Raw genomic sequence first — 22,676 nt, 5'->3', positions numbered from 1 at the left:
AGAGATCTATTGCGATTGTCTCACCGCACCTTAAAGCCTCATGACAGGGCATATTCGCCTAATGTTACCCCCATTTGCGAAGCGAGGAAAAATGGGTCAAATTGGTGGCAATCAACAAATAACAGGAATCTTGTATTTCTTTCCGTCTCTGTAGAGCCCCTCCCCTGGGCGGAACACATAATATTTCTGCCGTTTTTTTGGCACTCGGTTGCTGAGAATAACGCATTACCAGTCATATTACGTATGCACATCTGCTTTATTCCCCCGCCTCCTACGCAATGACTTTCCTATATGCTAGACCCATCTAAGCGAAGTGAATCCCAATCGCAAAAGCTTGTGGTGCTCGTCCTTTCCATCTCTTTAACCACCTTCCTTGTTGGTGGTGTTATCGGAGCCTGGGCGTTTGGCAAGCTTGTCCCCCACGACACCACAGCAGCCGAAGCGAGCAAGGGTGCCGGCTCTGGCAAAGGGAACGCTCCCAAAGCACAACTCGTCCGCACAGGCGTTGTCGAAAAGAAACCAATCGTGCCGGTACGTGCCTTAGTTGGCGACCTGATGGCCGTTCAAAGCTCGACGATTGCCACCGAAGTTGCCGGCAAGATTCTTGAACTACCCGTCGACGAAGGGGCGAAGGTAATCGGCGGCCAAACGATTCTGGCACGCATCGACGGAACATGGACCGCCTTGGAAGCTGATAAGATCGCCGCGCAAATCGCCGAAAAGAAGGCCAGCCTGACGTTCGAGAAATCGGACTACCAACGCTATGTTGACCTATTGGAACGAAACGCGGTTTCAGAAAGTCAGACAACCCAGAAACGCGCCTTGATGGAGGAATTGGAAGCCTCGGTTCAACATCTGGAAGTTATGCTCAAAGAAGTGCAAGAACGTAAAAAGCGTCTTGATATCGTCGCACCGTTCGACGGAACCGTCGTATCGAAAATAGCGGAAGTCGGCGAGTACGTTCCGGTCGGCAGCCAAATTGCGGTGATCGTTTCCACCGGTAAGATCTATGCTCGCGTGATGGTGCCGGAAGACAATCTTCGCATTCTCCAAGTCGGAGACACGATTGACGTAGCCATCGATAGTTTGAAGGTCGAAACCAAAGGCAAAGTTTCGTCCATCAATGCCCAAGGCTCTGTCGGCAGCCGTACGTTCCCTGTTCGTATTGAACTCGACGATCAGGCAGGCAAGCTGTTGCCAGGCATGGGAGCCAGTGTCTTTGTTCCTCTTAGCCGGGAATCGACAGAACTGCTTGTCCCACGCGATGCGGTCCTCACGCGGCCAGATGAATCGACCATTTGGGTGCTGACCGAGCAAGATCCGCAGGGGACGGCCAAGTCACCTCAAATCAATTTTGTCGTCCAACCGGTGCCAGTGCGGATCCTTTCGCACACGCGAGACGCGTACGCTATCGCCTGCGTCCGCGAGAGCGATCGTCAACTTGTGACGCCCGGCGTGCAAGTCGTTACGGAAGGTCTCGAACGCTTGGTGCCGGGTGCTTTGGTGCGGGTTGATGCAGACAAGTCGCCCCTGCAGCCGGTCCCGGGAACCTACCGCACCGGTCAACAAATGGTCGACCGACCAGGCAGTTCGACCGACAACTAGCCCCAGCTTCGCTTCGTCTTCCTCGCTCGCGAACACTATTCCTACGACTTCAGAGCCACTGATGGACCCGATCAAGTTTGCCATTGAAAACCCGGTAAAAACCGCCGTCGGGGTGATCCTAATCTTGATGTTCGGAGCGATCGCCTTTGCCCGAATTCCGGTGCAATTGACGCCGGACGTCGACCGACCAGTAATCACCATCCGAACCACCTGGGACGGACGCAGCCCCGAAGAAATCGAAAAGTCGATCATCCTGGAACAGGAAGAGAAGCTGAAGTCGGTTCAAGGGCTGTGGAAAATGACTTCGCTGGCCAGCTTAGGACGGGCCACGATCACTCTCGAATTCAATGTGGGCGCATCGCCTGATCGAATTCTGCAAGAAGTCTCGAATAAGATCGACGAAGTTCCTGAATACCCGGAAGACGTTGACCGCCCCATCATCGATGTCGCCGACACGGCCAGCGACGAAGCGATCGCCTATCTGCTACTCCAAGCCGAAGACCCGAATTTTGAAGTCGCCACGTTCTACGATTACGCCGATCGCTACCTTAAGCCCAGTTTGGAACGGATTGAAGGGGTCGCCGAGGTCGATATCAAAGGAGGGCGACAACATCAAGTTCAAATCCGCTTCGATCCCAAGGCCCTCGCCAAACGTAGCATTACCGTTCCCGAACTGAACGCCGCGTTACGACTCGACAACGTGAACGCTTCGGCGGGCGACTTAGCCAACAATCGCCAGGATGTTCGTTTCCGGGTCTTAGGTCAGTACGACTCCCTCGAACCACTCCGCGACACCATTATCAAGTACGACGAACAGGGAAGTCCTATTCGCGTAGCGGATGTCGCCCATGTGGAACTTGCCTTAGAAAAATCAGATCACTTCGATCAAAGCAAAGGCAAGACCTCGATGACGATCTTCATCAAACGGAAGACCGGCAGCAACGTGCTCGACATCATCGAGAAAGTGAACGTGGTGGTCGACGAGATGAACGCCGAAGGAGGCGTGCTGCGTGCGTTCAAGAACGATCGCTACGGCTTACGCCTTCGTTCTGCCTTCGACGATTCTTACTACATCTACAGCGCGATCGGCCTGGTGCGCGATAATTTGCTGATCGGCGGCGGGCTGGCCGTGTTGATTCTGTTTTTGTTCTTACGTAGCTTTCGTTCGACTCTAATCATTGCGGTATCGATCCCTATTTCGATCATTGGCACGTTTGTTGTCATGTGGCTCGCTGGGCGAAATTTGAACGTGATTTCGCTGGCGGGGCTCAGCTTCGCCGTAGGGATGGTGGTCGACAATGCGATTGTTGTGCTCGAGAACATCGATCGTCATCGTCAAATGGGGGCCAGTACGTTCAGGGCGGCGTATCATGGAACCCGTGAAGTTTGGGGCGCGATTCTCGCTTCCACCCTAACCACCATTGCCGTGTTCGCCCCGGTGCTAACGATTCAGGACGAAGCAGGCCAGTTGTTCTACGACTTGGTGCTGGCCATCTGCGCTGCTGTCGCCCTTTCCTTAATCGTTTCCATTTCCGTTATCCCGATGCTGGCTTCGCTGTTTCTGAGCAATAGCCCCAAGTCAGAGAAAGCTGGCAATCCATTCACGAACCTGTTTGGGCTCGTGCCGCTGTTCTCGTGGTTGGGCAATGCCTGGGCGTCGTTTATTCATCTGCTTACGTTCCCTAGCTTGGCCAGTGCCTGGCTTCGAATGATGGTGATCACATTGCTGATGGTCGCGTCAGTCGGCTTTAGCTATCTGATGATGCCCCCGGCCAGCTACTTGCCCAACGGCAACAAAAACTTCACGTTTTGCCGCATGTCGACACCAGCAGGTTATTCCATCATGGAAAACTTCTACGTCGGGCAGCGAATTGAAGAAGAGTTGAAACCGTTTTGGAGTGCCCAGAACAGCGAAGAAGCTTCGCAGCATGGCCCGGTTGTCGACCTCCGTTCCGGTAAAGAGTATCACGACATCCCGGCGCTCAAAGAGTTCTTCTTTGTGGTCGCTCGGGGAAGTGTTTTCATGATTGGCATCAGCGACGATCCCAACAACGTGAAGCCGGTTGCCGCCGTCTTCAACAAGGCCTTCGAGGTGATCCCGGCCAGCAAAGGGGTAACCTCACAACGTTCGATCTTTGGCCGCGGTGCCGGTAGCTCGAACGCGGTGGAAATCGAAGTTAGCGGCAACGACATGAATCGTTTGAAGGCCGCTTGTGCCTATTTGGAAGGGGCACTGCAAAAAGAATTCTCACGCTTCTCCGTCAGAACCTCGCCTGAGAACTTCAGTGAATCAGGCCCCGAGCAGCAATTGCGTATCAAACAAGAGGTCGCCAAACGGCTTAACCTCAGCGTCAGCGATCTGGCCGTTTCGGCCCGTTCCATGATCGATGGATCGTTTGTTGGAGACTTCGATTTCGAAGGAGACAACATCGATTTAGTGTTGATTCGCGATCCAGCCTCCAGCATTTCGCCGGAAGAAGTAGCCGAGCTACCGATCGCCGTGCGCGAGGCTGATGGCTCGGTGGTGATGGTCTCGCTCGGTCAGATCGCGGATTTTATTCCCAGCGAAGCCTCTCAGGAAATTCGGCGGGTGGAACAACAGCGGGCCATCGCTTTGACGGTTACCCCACCCAACGAAGTTGCCCTGGAAGATGCCCAAGCCCGCATCCTTGATATCGTGGCTCAAGCTCGTGCGGAAGGCAAAATGGGGAGCGATATCTTTGTTTCTCTCTCTGGCAATGCCGACCGCTTATCCGAAGTTCGCTCGACCTTGATGGGGCAGTGGACCGGTTGGAACTGGCAGTCGCTCGGTAGTGTCGCGATGAGTCGTTTCTTTTTAGCGTTGGTCATTACTTACCTGCTGATGGCCGCGTTGTTCGAGAACTTCATTCACCCCTTCGTGATTATGTTTACGGTTCCCTTGGCCACAATCGGTGGGTTCTTCGGACTGTGGATCGTTCACCAGCAAGATCCTACCCAGCAAATGGATGTGCTAACGATGCTCGGCTTTGTGATCTTGATTGGGGTGGTGGTCAACAATGCCATCTTGATCGTGCATCAAGCTCTTAATTTCATGCGAGGTGAACAAGACGAGCAAGGAAACAACATCCCACCGATGCCTCCAAGGGAAGCGATTCGCGAATCGGTGCGGACTCGCATGCGTCCGATTTTCATTACCACGTTCACCAGTGTGTTCGGCATGCTTCCCCTGGTGATTGCCCCCGGTTCCGGCAGCGAGCTTTATCGCGGCCTCGGAGCGATTGTCGTCGGTGGCCTGGTCTTCGCCACGATCTTTACGCTCTTGGTCATTCCGCTGCTATTCAGCTTGGTGATGGATTTAATCACCTGGTGGAAACCGTCCTCCGTGGTTTCGCCTGCGGAAACCAATCGCTAAGCCAGATTTCCTGAATCGCAAAGCGGGGTACCAACCCATCGCGCGCAAAAAAAGGAGCCAACCTTTTTGGATAGGTCGGCTCCTTTCGACAAATCGCTTTCGGACTGGCGGCGAACGGTCGCCGGGCCTCTTATTGAGGGTTCCGCAACGAGTTCTCAAACTTCGTGGGAATCTGCGAAGTTGATTCTGGCAGATGTTGCATCCGAATGACCGGCTCGTGCTGGCCGTACGAAACCGGCAATACTGCTTCACCGGTCGTTGGTGGTAACAGGCTCATCCCTGCCGGTTCAAGGACAGGGGACTGGGCCGGAACCGGTGCGGGATCTGCAGCCGGAGCCAATGGAGCTGGCATCAACGAATCGCCACCCGGCGGGACCGGCAAAGTTTCGTTACCAGGCAGCGGCACCGGGGTTTCCTCACCCATCGGCAACATCGACGGCAGCATTTCTGGCGGCAAGCAGCGAATGTCGGCATAGGTCGTTCCCCCGCTGGTCAGCAGGTAACCACCACCGAGTGCTTGATAAGCATTGACGATCGCAGAAAGCTGTTGCTGCTTGGTTTCGATCAAGGCCGTACGAGCTTCAAGCAAGTCACGCTGCGAGAGCAACACGTCCACGTATTCGGCACGAGCGTTCTGGAACAAGTTGGTCGCCACCGAAACCGATTCTTCCAACGCTTTGACCTGGCCTTGTTTGATCAGCACACTCTGGCGGTAGTTCTCGACTTTCGCCATGCGATTGACCACTTCGGTAAACGCGTTGAGGACTGTTCGCTGGTAATCGTAGGCGGCCTGCAACTGCCGTGCATTGGCACTTTGGTATTCGGCACGAATCGCCTTCTTGTTGATCAGCGGAGCAACCAAGTCACCGGCGGTGTTGGCGATGAACGCACCTGGATCGAACAAGTATCGTGGGTTAAACGCCTCGAAACCAACGCCAGCCGAGATATTTAGCTGTGGATAGAAATTGGCACGTGCAACCTGCACATCGAGTCCTGACGCGGCCAGTTCGCGTTCGGCAGCGCGGATGTCGCGGCGATTTTGCAACAGTTGGGCAGGCACACCCACATTGAGTATCCGCGAATCGAGATTGATGAAATCCCACTGTTCACGCGCGACCCGTTGGGGATAACGACCAGCAAGGAAGTTGATCTTGTTTTCAACTTCAATGATCCGTTGCTGAACAATCAACCGTTGGCTTTCGTTTTTGCGGACTTCAGCCAAGAATCGTTGCACACCCAGTTCGGTACCGCGGGCAGCTTCTTTTTGTGCCTCGGCAACTTGCAAGCTCTGCTTTTGAATCTCGATGGTTTGATCGAGGAAGACTAAGCGTTTGTCGAGACTCGCCAACTCGTAGTAGTTCTCGGCAACCTCAGCAACCAAGCGAGTCACAAAGTAATCTCGTGCCTCAACCGCTTCCACATAGCGTTGTGTGGCCGAATCGCGAGCATTTCGCAATTGACGCCAAATGTCGACCTGCCAGAAGAGGTTGGCCGAAAGCCCTACGTTCCCCAAAGGATCGGGGAACCGGCCACCGCCTGGGTAAGTCAGTTGGTCTTCGGCAGCACCCAGCGGCGTGTAGCGGCTAGTCCGATCGAAGCCACCACGAGCCCCCACACTTACAAACGGAAGATAAGCACCGCGTCGCGATAAAATCTCGTTGCGGGCGATTTGGACTTCCTGGTTCCGTATCTTCAACTCTTGATTCGAGGCTAGACCCTCGTAAATCAGATTCGTCAGAACAGGATCGTTGAAGAATTCATCAATCCCCACTTGCGCTGTGTTCTCCGCGCTCGACTTTCCGTTGAAGTCGTTCGGCATCGCTGGTCCTGGCTGCGGACAGCAAAGCTGCGGAATGGAACAGCCGGACAGAACCATCAGCATGGCGCAGGCCATTGCACTCACAATCCGATGCCGCTGAGGTATTACCCCCCAGCATTTTTGGGAGGCGTTGCTCTGTCTTATCATTGTTCACCCTGCACTATCATCAAATCGCCGAAAGCTCAAAAAAATACAAATTCGTGGGGTTTGGCAATTTCGTGGTTGAAACCAACGTTTCATCTTTTGCCGGTACTGCGGCCGCATAAACCAAATGCCTATGCCCTGACAAATCAATCGCCAATACCTGTCAAACCGTAGGCGCAGTAATAGCCGGCATGGTTCTTATCGGTAGTAATTTGGATAAAAGACAGAGAATCGCTACGATCGTCCCCTTATCGCCCGTATTTTTACCAAATTAACATTTGCTGTCTTTTCGAATCGCGCAACCTCTGGGGCGCAGCCGTGCCCTGGCTGCTTCTGAGCAGCGAAATGGAACTTTGCAACTCGCCCATGCTTGGCAACGAAAAGAATTGCCTAAGTCGTTGCATGCCTTGAAGAAAACGCCTCCTGCGTTGTCGACCTAATAAGCAAACGTCTTGATGGTCTGGGCCCACCGAGGCCCTCCTTTAGACGCTTCTTAGCAACGAACACGACATCCTTGTCGCGGTTACCATGAAAGCCTTCAGCCGCAGCGTGAAGGCCGCCGCTGAAGGCAAATCAGGTTCTCGTGAAATGACTACCTACCTAAGAAAAAGTCCGCGTAAATCAATTACGCGGACTTTTCTGATTTAACCAGCAAGCACTATTCTGGATGCGGGTGAATTCCTTCCCGCTCGACAAGCTCACTCAAGGGGTCATCGTGCTCATCGCGAATCAATTTCTTGCCGTCAGAAATCTTCGCAAACAGGTAATACAACCCAGGAATCACCAAGACTCCGAACAGAGTCCCCATCAGCATACCGCCAACCGCCGTCGTACCGATGGTTCGGTTACCAATCGCCCCAGGGCCAGTAGCACGCACCAACGGAATCAGACCAGCAATAAACGCGAAGGAGGTCATCACGATCGGTCGGAACCGCAGGTTACCACCTTCGATCGCCGCATCCTTGATACTCAACCCTTCATGCCGCCGCTGAACCGCGAACTCGATAATTAAGATCGCATTCTTACCTAACAAACCAACGAGCATCACCAGACCAATCTGGCAGTACACGTCGTTCGACAAGCCCATCGCTTTCAGTAAGAGGAACGAGCCAAACAAACCAACCGGCAACGAGATGAGTACCGCCAACGGTAGCAGGAAGCTTTCGTACTGCCCCACCAACACCAAGTACACGAACAACACCACGATCGCAAAGATGTAGATTGCCGTATTCCCTTTGTTGGCTTCGTCGTACGAAAGACCTTGCCAGCCAATGTCGTAGCCGTGCGGCAACGTTTGGGCGGCCACTTCTTTAATCGCGTCAATCGCCTGACCGCTACTATAACCGGCAGCCGGAGACCCCTGAATGATCGCAGTCGTGTAAAGGTTGTAACGATTGATTTCGTTCATCCCTTGGCGTTTTTCGAGCTTCATGAATGCCGAGTAAGGAACCATTTCCCCTTCGTCGTTCTTGACGAACATGTTCTCGAGATCCTCCGGATAACGGCGGAACTCCGGTGACGATTGAACGTACACCTTGTAGAACTGGCCAAAGCGAATGAAACCTTGCTCCCAGGTACTACCCACCACGATCGAGAGATTTTCCATCGCATCTTCGATAGAAACCCCTTTCTGCATGGCGACATCATTGTCGATGATGATTTCATACTGTGGGTAGTTATTGGCAAAGAACGTGAAGATACCTTTCAGCTCTTTCCGCTTGCCAAGATCTTCTAGGAATTTCTCGGTAATCTCGCCGAACGCCTCGTAGTCGCCGCTGTTGGTCTTGTCGAGCAAACAGAGCGAGAAACCACCTGCAGCACCGAAACCGGGAACCGCCGGAGGCTCGAAGAACTCAAGTTTGACGTTGGCAATTTCACGTCCTTTTTCTTCTAACTCCTCGATGATCTGCTTCGAGGTCAGCTTTCGTTCGGCCCACGGTTTCAAGTTGATCAAACATGTACCGGCATTCGATCCACGACCTTCGGTCAAAATTTCGTAACCAGCCAACGAAGTCACCGAAGTAATTTCGTCAAACTCTTCACAAATGGCCTGAAGTTCGTGCGATTTGGCGTTGGTGTATTCCAACGTCGAACCGGGCGGCGTTTGAATAATCCCGTAGATAACGCCTTGGTCTTCCAAGGGAATAAAGCCCGAAGGAAGAACCTGGTTCACCACGAGAATTCCGTAGCTAAACGCGCCGATGACCGCCAAGGTAAGAACTCGGCGGGTGACAATCAGCCCCACGATGCCGGTATACCCACCCGTCACTTTTTCGACCGCTCGGTCAAACACATGCAGGAAGATACCAATCGGTCCCCGTTTCTTTTTCTCCCCCGGTTCGCTCCCGGAAAGGGCGGCTCGGTACGAAAAGAAAAACAGAACCGACAACACACCACCAATGATCATCATCCGCATGGGTGTCAGGGTGAACTGTTCAGAGATCACTTCGTGAACGATCTTGATATGCAGCACTTCGTACACGGCAAATCCCGTGGCTGCCCCTAAAATCATCGCTAACAAACCACGTAGCACAAAGGCATAACGACCACCAACCGCTTTCAGCGAGCGATTGGCAAAGCCAACCAAGCCCGTCTGCTTTTCGTGCTTGGAATGGGGCTTCAAAATCATCGCACACAAAACCGGCGTGAGCGTCAAAGCGACCACCCCAGAGAGCACGATCGACATGGCCATCGTTAACGCAAACTGGCGATAGAACACGCCCACCGCCCCCGGCATGAAGGTCACGGGAATGAACACCGAGGTCATCACCAAGGTAATCGCGATAATCGCCCCGGCGATTTCTCCGATCACTTCTTTCGTAGCGGCATAGGGGGAAAGGTGTTTCTCATGCATCTTCGCATGCACCGCCTCCACCACCACGATCGCGTCGTCCACCACAACCCCGATCGCCAACACCAGCGCAAAGAGCGTGATCAGGTTAATCGACATCCCGAACATACTCATGAAGAAGAAGGTACCAATCAACGAAACCGGCACCGCCAACGTCGGAATGAGCGTGCTACGGACGTCTCCCAGAAAGAGAAACACCACCAACGAAACGAGAACGAACGCCTCGAACAGTGTATGCAACACTTTCTCAATCGATGCATCCAGGAAGTTCGAGACGTCATAACTCACCGCGTAATCCATGCCTGGTGGAAAGGACTCTTTCTTGAACTCCCTCAGCTTCTCTTTCACCTGCGCGATCACGTCCGACGCATTCGACCCTGGAATCTGTTTCAACACGATAGAGGCGGAAGGATAGCCATCGATGTCTGAGTACAAATCGTAGAAAGAAGAACCGAGCGTGACCTTTGCCACGTCCTTGAGCCGCAAAATCTCGCCGTTGGGATTCGCTCGCAGAATCATATTGGCATACTGTTCGGGCTTGTTATAGCGCCCGACCCACGTCAACACATATTCAATCGTTTGCGAGGTTGTACCCGTTGCCTGACCAAGTCGACCAGGCGAGCCGATCATACTTTGTTCTTTGATCGCCTCCATGATGTCAGCCGAGGACACGTTGTAGGCACGCATGCGGTCGAGATCTAATTCGACACGCATCGCATAGGCACGGTTCCCTAAGATCTTCGCCCGACCAACACCACGAATACGCTGAATTTCTGGCAGCAGATTCGCGCTCACATAGTTGTAAAGAAAGTTCTGGTCGTGATTCGGATCTTTACTGTAAACGTTCACGTACATCAACATACTCGTCATGTTCTGCATGACGATGATACCTTCTCGTTCCACAATCGGTGGCAGACGGTTTTTGACCATCTGGATACGATTGTTCACGTTCAAAACGGCCACGTTCGGGTCGGTACCTGGCTCGAACGTGATCATGATCGACGCTTCACCGGCACTGGTCGCGGCGGAGGTCATGTAACGCATGTTCGGAACACCATTGATGGCACGTTCCAGAATCACGAGCGTCGAATTCACGAGAATCTTGGCACTAGCCCCAGGATACGAAACCGCAACCACCACACTCGGCGGGGCGACAGACGGAAACTGGGAAATCGGTAGCGATGCGATCGACAACCCACCCATAAACAGGATGAGCAGCGAAATCACGATGGCCAGCGCTGGCCTATGCAAAAACTTGGTAAACATATTTCCGGTCCCCTTATTCCGCGTGGTATTTCAAGTGAGCGAGAACTTCTTTGGGATCCCGGAATTCGTATTTGATCTTGTCGCCATCGCGAACCTGTCGAATGCCTTCCAGAATGATCTTCTCTCCTTCTTTGAGTCCATCTTTGATAACGAAGATGTCGTCCTGTTCGCTCTCTATCTCGATATCGCGCTGATGAACCACGTTGTCCTTGTCCACCACATACGCATAACGTCTGGCAAGGATTTCGTAAGTGGCACGCTGTGGAATAACAATCACATCCTTCAAGGTGCGATGGATTAAGATCGTACCGGTCTGACCGTTACGTAGCAGGCTGGTCGGATTGGGAAAGTCGGCTCGGAAAGCAATGTTACCGGTCGTGTTATTAAAGTCGGCCTCAATCGCCCCGATCTCGCCATGCTGGGGAAAGATCTGACCGTTGGCCAACTTCAATTCAATTTGCAAATGATGTTCGCCGGTACCTTCCGCTTTGTCTTTGTCGAGTTCTTCTTTGTACTCGAGGTAGCGAGCTTCTGGCACATTGAAGTAAACCCACATCAGGCTGTTGTCTGAGAAGGTCGTTAGCACATCTCCTTCTTCAATCAAGCTTCCCTGCTGGCTCCGCTGGCGGTCAACAATCCCATCGAACGGTGCCTTCACATCGGTGAAGTTCAATTCGGCCTGAGCTAAAGCAACTTTGGCTTTCGCTTTGTTCAGTTCGGCGCGTTTGATGGCCAGCTCCTGCGGCGACACGATTCCTTTCTTGTTCAAATTCTCGGCGTTTTGCAGCTCGATTTCGATCCGATTGGCTTCTGCGACCTCGGCATCAAGTCGGGCTTTGTAAAGAGGGGGGAAGATTTTGAACATCAGTTCCCCTTTCTTTACCGCTTGTCCTTCTTTGACGCGAATCTCTTCTAAATACCCACCTTCCAAGGCGCGAACCTCGATGTGCTGGCACGAGTGAATCTGGCAAACGTACTGCTGAGTGCTGATCACGTCCTTTCTAACAGGACTTGTGACAATCAGTTTGTGTTGCGGGTGACCTGATTCGCTGTGAGCTTCTTCACCATGAGCTTCTTCGCCGTGAGCATCAGCATGGGGTGAGGCATGGGCTTCTTGCGATTCGCCAGCTGTTTCACAGCCAGAGAACGCAAGACAAGCCAACGCCAACATGATGGTCATAATGGCTGGGGTCTTCATCGTTTTGTTACAAACCTCTTAATTGCGAGAATGTCCCGGACCAATCTGGCACGGACATAGAGTACGAAGGAGGAAACATCGGGAGGAATCCCCTCGTGAAAAAACACTTGCGACAGCCATCACAACGGTAGGGTTCGAAAGGCAACTTTCGGCACCGAGTGCGGCAAACCACCTGCGTTTTATCAGGGGGTATTCATGGGGAGCATGAGAGGGACCCCAAACTACGCAGTGCGATTGAATTCACGACTCATATGGCACATTGCAGCTAGAGTATCGGCGCGCTAAGCAACCGGAGGGCCGCGGAGAAGATGAGAATTGCAAGGCTGGTCAGCACTATACAAAAAGGGGCAACTAACCACATGCTCGGAGATGACCTGCATGTAGGGTGTCACCCGATCGGGTACCGTTGCCAGGTAGACGATCTCAGCTTCGACTTCATCGTGGCCAAACTCCGAAATTTCCGCACAAAGCGAATCATCGGAATGAGGATGGGAAGGTTTGCCTGTGGGTAGGTGGTGGGTTTGAGAAAGCCCACCGATCAACCAAGCGGTATAAAGAAGTACGAGGATCGCTTTCCACGCACCAAGTCCACTTGATTTACCAATCTGCTCTAGCCGCCGGAGCGACAAAAGCTTCCTAAAATCTGCCGGGGCAGACTTAGCAAGAGCATCAGATTGGCAAGGAAAACCGAACACGATCGTCTCTAGAAAAGGTTATTCTATCGATCCGTCGAACTATTTAGCTGTGTGAATATTAAATCGGGTTCATCATTTAGACAAGTCGAAAATAATTGTTCATTACTGCCAAAATTCTCGTAATTCCCGATCACAACTTGTCCAACAGACGTTCCCGGCAGGCCAAATTCGATCCTAACGAATCGGAGAACGCCCCCTAGCACTCCACCAATTCCCATCGCTGGCAACATTCTCCGCAGTGTTAGCGTTATCACGTCTTGACAAACCAACTGCACGATTCGTTCCCAAACGAGATCTAAGAGCGAAAAAAAAGTGTCTTTCTCACGATAAAAAATCGATGCTTTTCTCGCTGTCGTACCGATTCCGACAACAAATGGGCCTCATAATGAACGTGACCCTTGGCTTGAAAAACACTTAGCTGGCTTCGTTCTCTTCGCCTGCATGTTGCTTTCTTGCATCCGTAACAAACGCAAAAATACACCACGTGGCGATCGTTTCAATAACAATAGCCCATCCCTCAGCATCGTTCGGCGCTTCGCGAAAAAAAACGTAACGTACCTTGCCGATAGTTAAAAATTACCCCGAAAGTTCATGAGAAGACGGCAACCGTTCAGTAGGCATCCATCCCAGATAGCCAACGCCAATCCACTTCACCTTCGCTAAGCTTTATGAAATTAACCGCGAAAATAGTCAGCATTTTCCTGCTCGGCATCGTGATGCTGACGGCACTTTTCGGCTATTTGACCGTCCAAAGCGAATACCAGCAGTTCAAGCGAATCAAAGAACAGAACGCCGCCTCGCTGGGCAAAGAATTCCGCGAGACACTGGTGGTAGCCTGGAAAAGCCAAGGGCATCAAGGGGCGATCCGCCTCGTGCGAGACTTCGCCAACCGCCATCAGCAAATGCTCATCCGCTGGGTCACCACCGAAGAAAACCAGCCCACCTCGCAAGCCGACATCCCCAGCAAAGAGCTGGCCTTGGCCACCCCTGAAACCGTGGCGACCATCACCACCGAGGACTCTGACGGCAACGAGCAGTACCTCATTTATTACCCAATCGACATCGAAAGTAGTCGGGCTGGCTACGTCGAATTTAAAGTCCCACTCAACGATGTGGCCGAGTACACGCGTCTAACCACGTACCGCACCACCGCGATTATCATTGGCATGCTGGCATGCGGGCTCATGATCATCACGCTCGGCATTCGCATGGTCGGTCGGCGGCTCGATAAGCTGGTCGAAAAAACCAAACGCATCAGCCAAGGCGACTTTTCTGAGCCTGTCGAAATCAAAGGAGACGACGAGATCTCGGAACTGGGCGCGGCGTTGAATCAAATGAGCGACACCCTTTCCCAGCAGCAGCAAGAGTTGGAAGCCGCTTCCTCCGCACGGATTTCGGCCATGGAACAGTTGCGGCATGTCGATCGTTTGAAAACGGTCGGTCGCCTGGCTTCAGGCATGGCCCACGAACTTGGCACGCCCCTTAATGTTGTTTCTGGGCGTGCTGGCTTGATCGCATCCAACCGCCTCAGCGAAGACGAAGTTCGCGATAGCGCCCTGGTCATCAAATCGGAGGCCGACCGAATGGCAACCATCATTCGGCAACTGCTCGACTTCGCTCGCCGTCGTCCTCCCCAACAATCGGTGTTAGACATCGGCGATGTCGTCTCCACCGCGATCAACTTGCTGAAGCCGATGGCCCATCAACGTGATGTCGAGTTAACCACCACCGACTGCGAACCGATGATTACGGCAGTCGACCCTGCTCAAATTCAACAAGTCGTTACCAATTTGATTGTCAACGCCATCCATGCGAGTTCTCCTGGCGATCAGATTCGCGTTTCACTTTTCAAACAAGAAGCCACCCCTCCGACCGACACCAAAGCCCCCCTGCGCGAATACTGCTGTATTTGCGTAGCAGACCAGGGCACCGGCATTGCGGACGATGCCATGCCGCACTTGTTCGATCCATTCTTCACCACAAAGGATGTGGGAGAAGGAACCGGGCTAGGGCTTTCGGTCTCGTACGGTATCATTGAAGACCATCACGGCTGGATCGATGTCGAAAGCCAAGTCGGCGAAGGAAGTCGCTTCACGGTCTATTTGCCTGCCCAGGAAGCTTAAATGGAAGCCAATCACAACGGCCGCATACTCATCGTCGACGACGAAGCCAATATGTGCCAACTGCTGGAAACCGACCTGCGTCTGCGTGGTTTCCAGCCCACTTGGCGTACCGCTGCGGACGAAGCAATCGAGCTGGTCAAGTCCGCTGACTTCGACGTCGTACTAACCGATCTGCGCATGAAAGGCATGAGCGGCACCGAACTGTGCGAACGGGTCTGCGCCAATCGCCCTGACATCCCGGTGATTGTCATGACCGCGTTCGGCAGCCTGGAAACAGCCGTCGCAGCCATTCGCGCTGGTGCCTACGACTTTGTCACCAAGCCAATCGAAATGGAATTGCTGGCAATCACTTTGTCTCGCGCCGTCAAGCATCGGCAACTGCAAGAGAAAGTAAAGCTCCTCAGTGAAAGCACCGCCCAAAGCGATCAATTTGAAGAGATGCTCGGCGGCAGCCCGGTGATGACGAAACTGTACGACCAAATCTCTCGCATTGCGACGACCGAAACGGCCGTGCTCGTTTGTGGTGAAAGTGGTACCGGCAAGGAACTGGTCGCTCGTTCGATCCATCGCCGCAGCCACCGCAGCGGTGGCCCCTTCATCCCGGTCAACTGCGCCGCCCTGCCGGAAGCCTTACTCGAAAGCGAACTGTTCGGGCATGCGAAAGGGGCATTCACCGATGCCAAAGCCGAACGGCGCGGGCTCTTTTTTCAAGCCGAAAAAGGGACGCTCTTCCTCGACGAAATCGGCGAGCTTCCCTTGGCCATGCAGCCCAAGCTGCTGCGTGCCTTGGAAGAAAGCCGCGTTCGACCGGTGGGTGGCGACCAAGAGATTCCCTTCGATGTACGGGTGGTCACCGCCACCAATCGCGATCTGCTCACCGAAGTCGAAGAAGGCCGCTTTCGTGAAGACCTCTTCTATCGCATCAACGTGATTCAGCTCGACCTTCCTCCACTGCGTGCGCGTGGTACCGACACCTTGCTGCTCGCTCAGAAATTCGTCGAACAAGCCTCGAAGCGTTCGCACCGCAACGTGGTGGGCATCTCGGAACCGGCTGCTGAGCGGTTGTTAAACTACGCCTGGCCAGGCAACGTCCGCGAACTACGCAACGTGATGGAGCGGGCCGTCGCGCTGACCCCGTTCGACAAGATTGCCGTGGACGATCTTCCCGAGAAGATTCGCGACTACCGCAGTTCCCAGGTCTTCATCGGCGGCGACGACCCTAGCGAACTAGTCCCAGTCCAAGAAGTCGAACGACGCTATATCCTGCACGTGCTGCAAGCCGTCGACAACAACAAATCGATCGCCGCCCAAATCTTAGGACTCGACCGCAAGACCCTCTACCGCAAGCTGAAACAATACGGTGTTGATGATTAGCACAAAGATCATCGATCCTATAGCTTGAAAATCGTGTGTGCCCCGGGCATTCTGCCCGGGCGAAGCTGGTACCAGGGACTCCCGGGCAAGATGCCCGGGGCACACCAGATTGACCATTCTCTAATCCGTGAATTGAGCGGTTCTTTCTCTCCTTTTCTCAACAACATAGCCCAACCTCTTCGCCGGTCACGATCTTTCCACTCTGACCAACTTTCTCTGTCCTAAATGTCTCGTTTGGTTTTGGGGCACTTTGACACCGTGGGGCAAAATGCCCCAGTCTGCCGGGCCTTACTTACAAGAAAACCCTAGTTTTCTAGGCTCATTCGCCTCTGGCACACAAGTTGCCTTACTAGGTGGCGGCTCGGTGCTGGATCGTTTACCGCACCTCGCTTGAGCCGCTTGAGACAACCAACTGTCAGGCGAATTCAACCTGTTTTCTTTTTCGAGGAACATCAACGTGGTGACAAATACCCAACAATCGGCTCACGGTCGAATCAACGAACTTACAGAAGAAATCAAGATTCGCAGTACGCCTTTTCGTCGTCTGCTGGATGAAATTGGTCGCGTGATCGTGGGACAACGTCAATTGATCCACCGCATGCAGGTTGGCCTCTTGACCAACGGGCACTTGCTCATCGAAGGGGTACCTGGCCTCGCGAAGACGACTGCGGTGGCTTGCCTGGCCAAGGGCATCAGCACCGGGTTTCAGCGGATCCAGTTCACGCCCGACTTGTTACCGGCGGACTTGATTGGTACCCAGATTTATCGTCCCCAAGACCAGCAGTTTGCGATTCAGAAAGGCCCGATTTTCTCGAACCTGATTTTGGCCGACGAAATCAACCGTGCTCCGGCCAAGGTGCAAAGTGCCTTGCTGGAAGCGATGCAGGAACGTCAAGTCACCATCGGTCACACGACCTACAAGCTCGACGATCCATTCCTGGTCATGGCTACCCAAAACCCGATCGAGCAAGAAGGAACCTACCCGCTTCCCGAAGCTCAAATGGACCGGTTCATGCTTAAGGTTCTCGTCGGCCATCCAACCCGAGACGAAGAAATTCAGATTCTCGAACGGATGTCACGGACCAAGACTTCGCTGGAAGTCATGCCGACCTTGTCGCCGGAAGAAATCATCCGCGCCCGCGACTTGGTGGACGAGATCTACGTCGATAACAAGGTCCGCGATTACATCGTCGACTTGGTCATGGCAACCCGCGAGCCAAGTGCTTACAACCTGCCGCTGGCCGACTTGATTCAGTATGGAGTGTCCCCTCGGGCGACGATCAGCTTAAGCCTGGCAGCCAAGGCCAACGCCTTCCTCAGCGGCCGTGGTTATGTGGTGCCTGGCGACGTGAAAGAAATTGCTCCGGATGTGCTCCGCCATCGTTTGATTGTGACCTACGAGGCCGAAGCGGAAGAAAAGACCTCCGACGACGTGGTCCGCTCGATCCTCGATCACGTTGCCGTACCCTAGACGCGAAGACGTCGTCCGAGAATTGGTCAGTCCCCCTCTAGCTCGACCAGTTCTCGGCGGCGTATTCGAGGGCACTTCACACACGTTGTATTAACGAGAAACCACTTATGATCCCCCGCGAAGTCTTACAAAACATTCGCCGAATTCAGATTCGCACCTCGCACCTGGCCGACAACATGCTGGCCGGTCAGTACCACTCGGCCTTTAAAGGACGGGGTGTCGAATTCGAAGAAGTTCGGCCATACCGCATCGGCGACGACATCCGCACGATCGACTGGAACGTGACCGCCCGCACCGGCGAACCGTTTGTGAAGTTGTTTCGCGAGGAACGCCAGCTGACCGCCACCTTGCTAGTCGACCTCAGCGCTTCGCAAGGGCTGGGCACAAACTGGCAATCGAAACGAGAGCTAGTTGCCGAACTGGGCGCTTCATTGGCGTTCTCAGCAATCAGCAACAACGACAAGATCGCGTTGACCTTGTTTACCGACAACATCGAGAAAGCGATTCCCCCCCGCAGTGGATCACGTCACGTGTTGCGGGTGATTCGGGAACTGCTGTACTGCCAACCCATGGGGCACGGCACCAATATTTCGCGCGTCCTAGAACACCTCAACCACACGGCCAAACGTCGTTCGATCGTGTTTCTGGTCAGCGATTTCCAAGACACCGGCTACGAACGTGCATTGAAGGTGGCCCGTCGCAAGCACGACATCATCCCGATTGTTGTTGCGGACCGCCGCGAGTTTGAACTACCCAACGTCGGCTTGCTCGACCTGGTCGATGCCGAAACGGGTCAGGTCGTCATGATCGATACGTCCAACCGTCACCAACGTCAGCTTTACGCCGAACAAACCAAAGCCTTGGCTGACCAACGCGACCAACTTTTTAAACGTCTGCGAATGGACCCCATTCACGTACAAACTGGGGAAGATTTCGTCGATCCGCTACGCAAATTTTTTCACCAAAGGGAGTGCCGTCGATGATTTCACGTTACCAGACTCTCACCGCACTCAGTTTGTTGTTGGTCGCGCTGGCCTCGGCAGCAGTCAGCGCGGCCGACAACGCCACTGCCGCGATCACACGCAGCGAATCGCAAGGGCCGGTCGAAGTGCAAGTTTCCTTGAACAAAGCAACCGCCCAAATCGCCGAGCCGCTGATATTAACCGTCACCGTGAACGCCCCAGAAAAAGTGCTGGTCACCTTACCGCAACAACAGAAAACACTTGGTTCGTTTCATGTCCTCAGCATGAACGACACGGCCGATATCCCGACCGCCAACGGGCGACAGTGGATTCGCCGGTACCAGGTCGAAAGCCTTGTGCCTGGAGAGCAAACGCTTCCGCCGATTGCGATCGCCTATTCCGATCGGCGTGAAGCGGCTCTCTCCAGTGACGTGGTCGAAACGCCTGCGATGAATGTGGCGATCACCAGTGTGCTGGAAGGAACGCCAGATCCGCTGCAGTTTCGCGATATCAAAGACGTGGTCGAATTGCCGGTCGTCGAGAAACCAAGCTATGCGTGGGTTTATTGGTCGGTCGGTAGTGGCACCGCGTTGGCATTGGCTGGCGCTGCGTTGTTGGCTTGGCCCAATCGTCGCAAGCAGCTTTCCCCGAAGGCTCAAGCGTTGGCCGAACTGGAAGAACTGCGTCACAGCAGCCTCTTACAAGCTGGCCTGACCGAGCAATATTACGTTCGCCTAACCAATATCGTGCGGCAATACATCGAAAACCAATTTGGCATCGCCGCCCCAAAATTGACAACGGACGAGTTCCTCGACCAGATCGCCTCCGGCAGTCTGCTCGACGACGCTCAGCGTGGCACATTGCGTGTCTTCCTATCGCTGGCCGACTTGGTGAAATTTGCCCAGTTCCAACCGGGCGAAAAAGACGCCGATCAGGCCATCGAGCGGGCCAGTCAATTCATTCAACAATCGGCAGTCGAACCCACTACCCCGCCGCCGGTGGCAGCTAAGGAGAACGCCTAATGTTTCACGGACCTTCGGCCTGGTTTTTGCTACTTCTCTTCTTAGTGCCACTACTAATTTGGTGGATGGTGAAAGGAAGAAGTAAAACGGCCATTTCATTTAGTTCGACCGGCCTCCTGGCAGGCCTTTCCCCGACCTGGAAACAGCGATTGCAATGGGTTCCCAACGCTCTGCGTGTCGCTGCGATTGTCCTGCTGATCGTCGCCCTCGCTCGGCCGCAAGAAGGCCGTAAGCACACGGTGGTCGACAGCGAAGGGATCGCCATTGAAATGGTGGTCGACCGTTCCGGCAGTATGCAAGCGATGGACTTCCAAGTCGACGGCCAGCCGGTCGATCGCTTGACGGCAGTGAAAGATGTCGCCTCGAAGTTCATCTCTGGCGACGACCAACTTTCAGGCCGTACGAGCGACCTGGTCGGCTTGGTGACTTTCGCCCGGCATGCCGACGGCATCGCGCCGCCAACGCTCGATCATCCTTACATGATCAAGCAATTAGATAACACACAAATCGCCATGGACCGCAACGAAGACGGTACCGCGATTGGCGATGCCCTGGGCCTGGCAGTCGAGAAACTCTCGGCCCTGGGGGATGGCGACAAGCAAAAGCTGAAAAGCAAAGTCGTCATCCTGTTGACCGACGGCGAGAACAACGCTGGCGATGTCGATCCCGTCGTCGCCGCCGAACTAGCCGCCACCATGGACGTGAAGGTGTACACCATCGGCGTTGGCACCAAAGGGCAAGCCCCGGTGCCGGTGATCGATCCGTTCACCGGGCGGAAGACTTTCCAGATGGCCCAAGTCAATATTGACGAAGCCACCCTGAAGAAAGTTGCTGAAGCCACCGGTGGCAAGTACTTCCGAGCCACCGATACCGAGTCACTGGAGAAGATCTATAGCGAGATCGACCAGTTGGAAAAAAGCCGGGTCGAAGCCCAGCACTTTGTTGACTACCGCGAGTTGGCCATCGAACCGATTCATGCCGGGATAGGAACCCTTCCTCCTTTCGTCTTGATCGCGTTCTGGCTGTTGGCCGCCCAAATCGTGCTTAGTAATACCGTCTTCCGCAAGATAACCGAGTGAGTGAAAGAATGGATATTCAATTTGGCAACTTGTCGAGCCTGAACTGGCTTTGGATTGTCGCGGCTGTGGTCGGTGTACTGGCAGTGGCTATCGTCGCCCGGCACCGTGCTTTGGCACGCTTCGCCACGGCGAACCTCCTGCACCGGTTTGCGGCCAAGAACGGCTCGCGGCGTTACCTCGTGAAAAGCTTTTTAGTCGTCGCCGCGATGATCGCCCTGGTCGCGGCCTTAGTTGACGTTCGCTGGGGCAAGGTGTGGCGAGAAGTGCCGCAGCGAGGGATCGAAGTCATGTTCGTCTTAGACGTCTCCCGCTCGATGCTGGCTCAAGATGCCACCCCCAACCGTCTGCAGCGAGCCAAGCAGCAAATTGAAGACATGACCGATGCCATGGCGGGCGACCGCGTCGGCCTAGTCGTCTTCTCGGGCGACTCGCGGCAAATGGTTCCCCTGACCAGCCATCATCACGATTTCAAAAAGACGCTGGCTGAAGTGGGACCGCAAGATGTGACCGTCGGAGGTTCGCGGCTGGGCGATGCCTTGCAAATGGCCGCCAATGGGTTCCTCGACGAAACCGGAAACCACCGCGCTATCGTCGTCTTCACCGATGGCGAAGATCAAGAGAGCGATCCTGTCAAAGTGGCCCAGCAATTGCATGATGATAAAGATATCCGCATCTTCACCGTTGGCCTGGGCGACATGGACCAAGGAGCCCGAATCCCCGATGGCCAGTCCCGCCGTTCGTTCGTGGAATATCACGGTGAACAGGTTTGGTCGAAGATGAACGGAACCACCCTCAAACAAGTCGCCCTTGAAGGGGGCGGGGCTTATATTCCCGCTGGCACGAAACAGGTTGCAATGGATCAGGTTTATCACAATTACATCGCTCAGGTCGAAGCACAAGACTTCGAAACGGCCCGCATCAACAGCTACATCCCACGCTTTCAATGGTTCGTGGGGGCAGGCTTGTTGTTGCTGCTGATCGATACCTTACTCCCCACGACCGCACGTGCTCCGCAGCGAGCATGGTTCCGTTCGCGGATGTTTGGCAAATCGGCAAGTGCCGCTGCCATCGCCTTCTGCCTGGTGGCTACCAACATCGCCGCAGCTGCTCCGCCAGAAAGCCTGGTGCAAAAAGGAAATGAAGAGCTGCACGCTGGCAACGTCGAAGCCGCGTTGAATTCGTATCAGCAAGCAGCCGCAGAAGTGCCCAACTCGCCGCAACTGCTTTACAACCAAGCGGTCGCACAGTACCGAGGAGGCCAGTTCGAGGCAGCTCGTAACCTTTTCACCCAAACTTTGGCCACCGGCGATAAATCACTCGATGCCCAAGCCCGCTACAACCTGGGCAACTGCGATTACGCCGAAGCAGTTCAGCTTGCCCAAAAGGATAAGCCAGCGGCTATCGAGCGATTGAACTCCGCTTTGGATCACTATCGCAACTCCCTGGCCGCCAACGGAAACGACACCGACGCCCGAGCCAACGCCCAACTGGCTCAAATGCTGATCGACCAACTCCAGAAAGAAGAGGAGCAAGAGAAGCAGGATCAACAACAACAGGATCAACAGCAACAGGACCAACAGCAGCAGGATCAACAGCAGCAGGATCAACAGCAGCAGGATCAACAGCAGCAGGATCAACAGCAGCAGGATCAACAGCAGCAGGATCAACAGCAG

At 54.1% G+C, this 22,676-nt stretch carries 13 protein-coding genes; 9 read left to right on the top strand and 4 right to left on the bottom strand.

All coding sequences use genetic code 11. The features are described 5' to 3' along the window. Nucleotides 1-291 precede the first annotated feature (291 nt). Nucleotides 292-1,605 carry an efflux RND transporter periplasmic adaptor subunit gene (locus DTL42_RS13890; RefSeq protein WP_114369336.1) on the top strand — a complete coding sequence of 438 codons (1,314 nt, stop codon included), beginning with the start codon at nt 292-294 and terminating at the stop codon, nt 1,603-1,605. 61 nt (nt 1,606-1,666) lie between these two features. Then, nucleotides 1,667-4,999: an efflux RND transporter permease subunit gene (locus DTL42_RS13885; protein ID WP_158545375.1), complete on the top strand. Its 3,333-nt coding sequence runs from the start codon at nt 1,667-1,669 to the stop codon at nt 4,997-4,999. 130 nt (nt 5,000-5,129) lie between these two features. On the opposite strand, the gene DTL42_RS13880 is transcribed toward DTL42_RS13885, so the two are convergent. The 4 genes from DTL42_RS13880 to DTL42_RS13865 all read right to left on the bottom strand — a co-directional run bounded on the left by DTL42_RS13880 (nt 5,130) and on the right by DTL42_RS13865 (nt 12,906). Further along, nucleotides 5,130-6,881 (bottom strand): TolC family protein, encoded by a 1,752-nt coding sequence (locus DTL42_RS13880; RefSeq protein WP_234824211.1) that lies wholly within the window; start codon nt 6,879-6,881, stop codon nt 5,130-5,132. 739 nt (nt 6,882-7,620) lie between these two features. Next, nucleotides 7,621-11,079 (bottom strand): efflux RND transporter permease subunit, encoded by a 3,459-nt coding sequence (locus DTL42_RS13875; protein WP_114369333.1) that lies wholly within the window; start codon nt 11,077-11,079, stop codon nt 7,621-7,623. A 13-nt stretch (nt 11,080-11,092) separates the two neighbouring features. After that, nucleotides 11,093-12,277, bottom strand: a complete 1,185-nt coding sequence (locus DTL42_RS13870; RefSeq protein WP_114369332.1) for an efflux RND transporter periplasmic adaptor subunit — start codon at nt 12,275-12,277, stop codon at nt 11,093-11,095. 281 nt (nt 12,278-12,558) lie between these two features. Beyond that, the gene (locus tag DTL42_RS13865; protein WP_114369331.1) at nt 12,559-12,906 is read right to left on the bottom strand and encodes a hypothetical protein; all 348 of its coding nucleotides are present in this window, start codon (nt 12,904-12,906) and stop codon (nt 12,559-12,561) included. A 734-nt stretch (nt 12,907-13,640) separates the two neighbouring features. Here DTL42_RS13865 and DTL42_RS13860 point away from each other — a divergent pair. The 7 genes from DTL42_RS13860 to DTL42_RS26035 all read left to right on the top strand — a co-directional run. Beyond that, on the top strand, nt 13,641-15,095 hold the full coding sequence (locus DTL42_RS13860; RefSeq protein WP_114369330.1) for a sensor histidine kinase: 1,455 nt from the start codon (nt 13,641-13,643) through the stop codon (nt 15,093-15,095). After that, a complete protein-coding gene (locus tag DTL42_RS13855) occupies nt 15,096-16,469 on the top strand; it encodes a sigma-54-dependent transcriptional regulator (RefSeq protein ID WP_114369329.1) in 1,374 nt (457 codons plus the stop codon). It begins immediately after the preceding gene. 457 nt (nt 16,470-16,926) lie between these two features. After that, nucleotides 16,927-17,940: an AAA family ATPase gene (locus tag DTL42_RS13850; protein ID WP_234824210.1), complete on the top strand. Its 1,014-nt coding sequence runs from the start codon at nt 16,927-16,929 to the stop codon at nt 17,938-17,940. Nucleotides 17,941-18,047: 107 nt separating this feature from the next. Then, on the top strand, nt 18,048-18,923 hold the full coding sequence (locus DTL42_RS13845; protein ID WP_114369327.1) for a DUF58 domain-containing protein: 876 nt from the start codon (nt 18,048-18,050) through the stop codon (nt 18,921-18,923). Next, nucleotides 18,920-19,924 carry a hypothetical protein gene (locus DTL42_RS13840; protein ID WP_114369326.1) on the top strand — a complete coding sequence of 335 codons (1,005 nt, stop codon included), beginning with the start codon at nt 18,920-18,922 and terminating at the stop codon, nt 19,922-19,924. The genes DTL42_RS13845 and DTL42_RS13840 overlap by 4 nt, the downstream gene beginning before the upstream one ends. Continuing rightward, a complete protein-coding gene (locus DTL42_RS13835) occupies nt 19,924-21,003 on the top strand; it encodes a vWA domain-containing protein (protein WP_114369325.1) in 1,080 nt (359 codons plus the stop codon). The genes DTL42_RS13840 and DTL42_RS13835 overlap by 1 nt, the downstream gene beginning before the upstream one ends. Before the next feature lie 8 nt (nt 21,004-21,011). After that, nucleotides 21,012-22,676 (top strand): VWA domain-containing protein (locus DTL42_RS26035; RefSeq protein WP_147274281.1); only part of this gene is annotated, 1,665 nt, incomplete at its 3' end.

Source organism: Bremerella cremea, assembly GCF_003335505.1.
Taxonomy (GTDB): Bacteria; Planctomycetota; Planctomycetia; order Pirellulales; family Pirellulaceae; genus Bremerella; species Bremerella cremea_A.
The sequence above is the reverse complement of the archived record's forward strand: the minus strand, read 5'-3'. Positions and strand labels throughout refer to the sequence as shown.

Excerpts from the sequence above, each read along its gene's own strand:
- DTL42_RS13885 (WP_158545375.1), top strand. The coding sequence starts at position 1,667 with ATGGACCCGATCAAGTTTGCCATTGAAAACCCGGTAAAAACCGCCGTC.
- DTL42_RS13870 (WP_114369332.1), bottom strand. The coding sequence starts at position 12,277 with ATGAAGACCCCAGCCATTATGACCATCATGTTGGCGTTGGCTTGTCTT.
- DTL42_RS13860 (WP_114369330.1), top strand. The coding sequence starts at position 13,641 with ATGAAATTAACCGCGAAAATAGTCAGCATTTTCCTGCTCGGCATCGTG.
- DTL42_RS13875 (WP_114369333.1), bottom strand. The coding sequence starts at position 11,079 with ATGTTTACCAAGTTTTTGCATAGGCCAGCGCTGGCCATCGTGATTTCG.
- DTL42_RS13855 (WP_114369329.1), top strand. The coding sequence starts at position 15,096 with ATGGAAGCCAATCACAACGGCCGCATACTCATCGTCGACGACGAAGCC.
- DTL42_RS13835 (WP_114369325.1), top strand. The coding sequence starts at position 19,924 with ATGTTTCACGGACCTTCGGCCTGGTTTTTGCTACTTCTCTTCTTAGTG.
- DTL42_RS13890 (WP_114369336.1), top strand. The coding sequence starts at position 292 with ATGCTAGACCCATCTAAGCGAAGTGAATCCCAATCGCAAAAGCTTGTG.
- DTL42_RS13840 (WP_114369326.1), top strand. The coding sequence starts at position 18,920 with ATGATTTCACGTTACCAGACTCTCACCGCACTCAGTTTGTTGTTGGTC.
- DTL42_RS13845 (WP_114369327.1), top strand. The coding sequence starts at position 18,048 with ATGATCCCCCGCGAAGTCTTACAAAACATTCGCCGAATTCAGATTCGC.
- DTL42_RS13880 (WP_234824211.1), bottom strand. The coding sequence starts at position 6,881 with ATGCTGATGGTTCTGTCCGGCTGTTCCATTCCGCAGCTTTGCTGTCCG.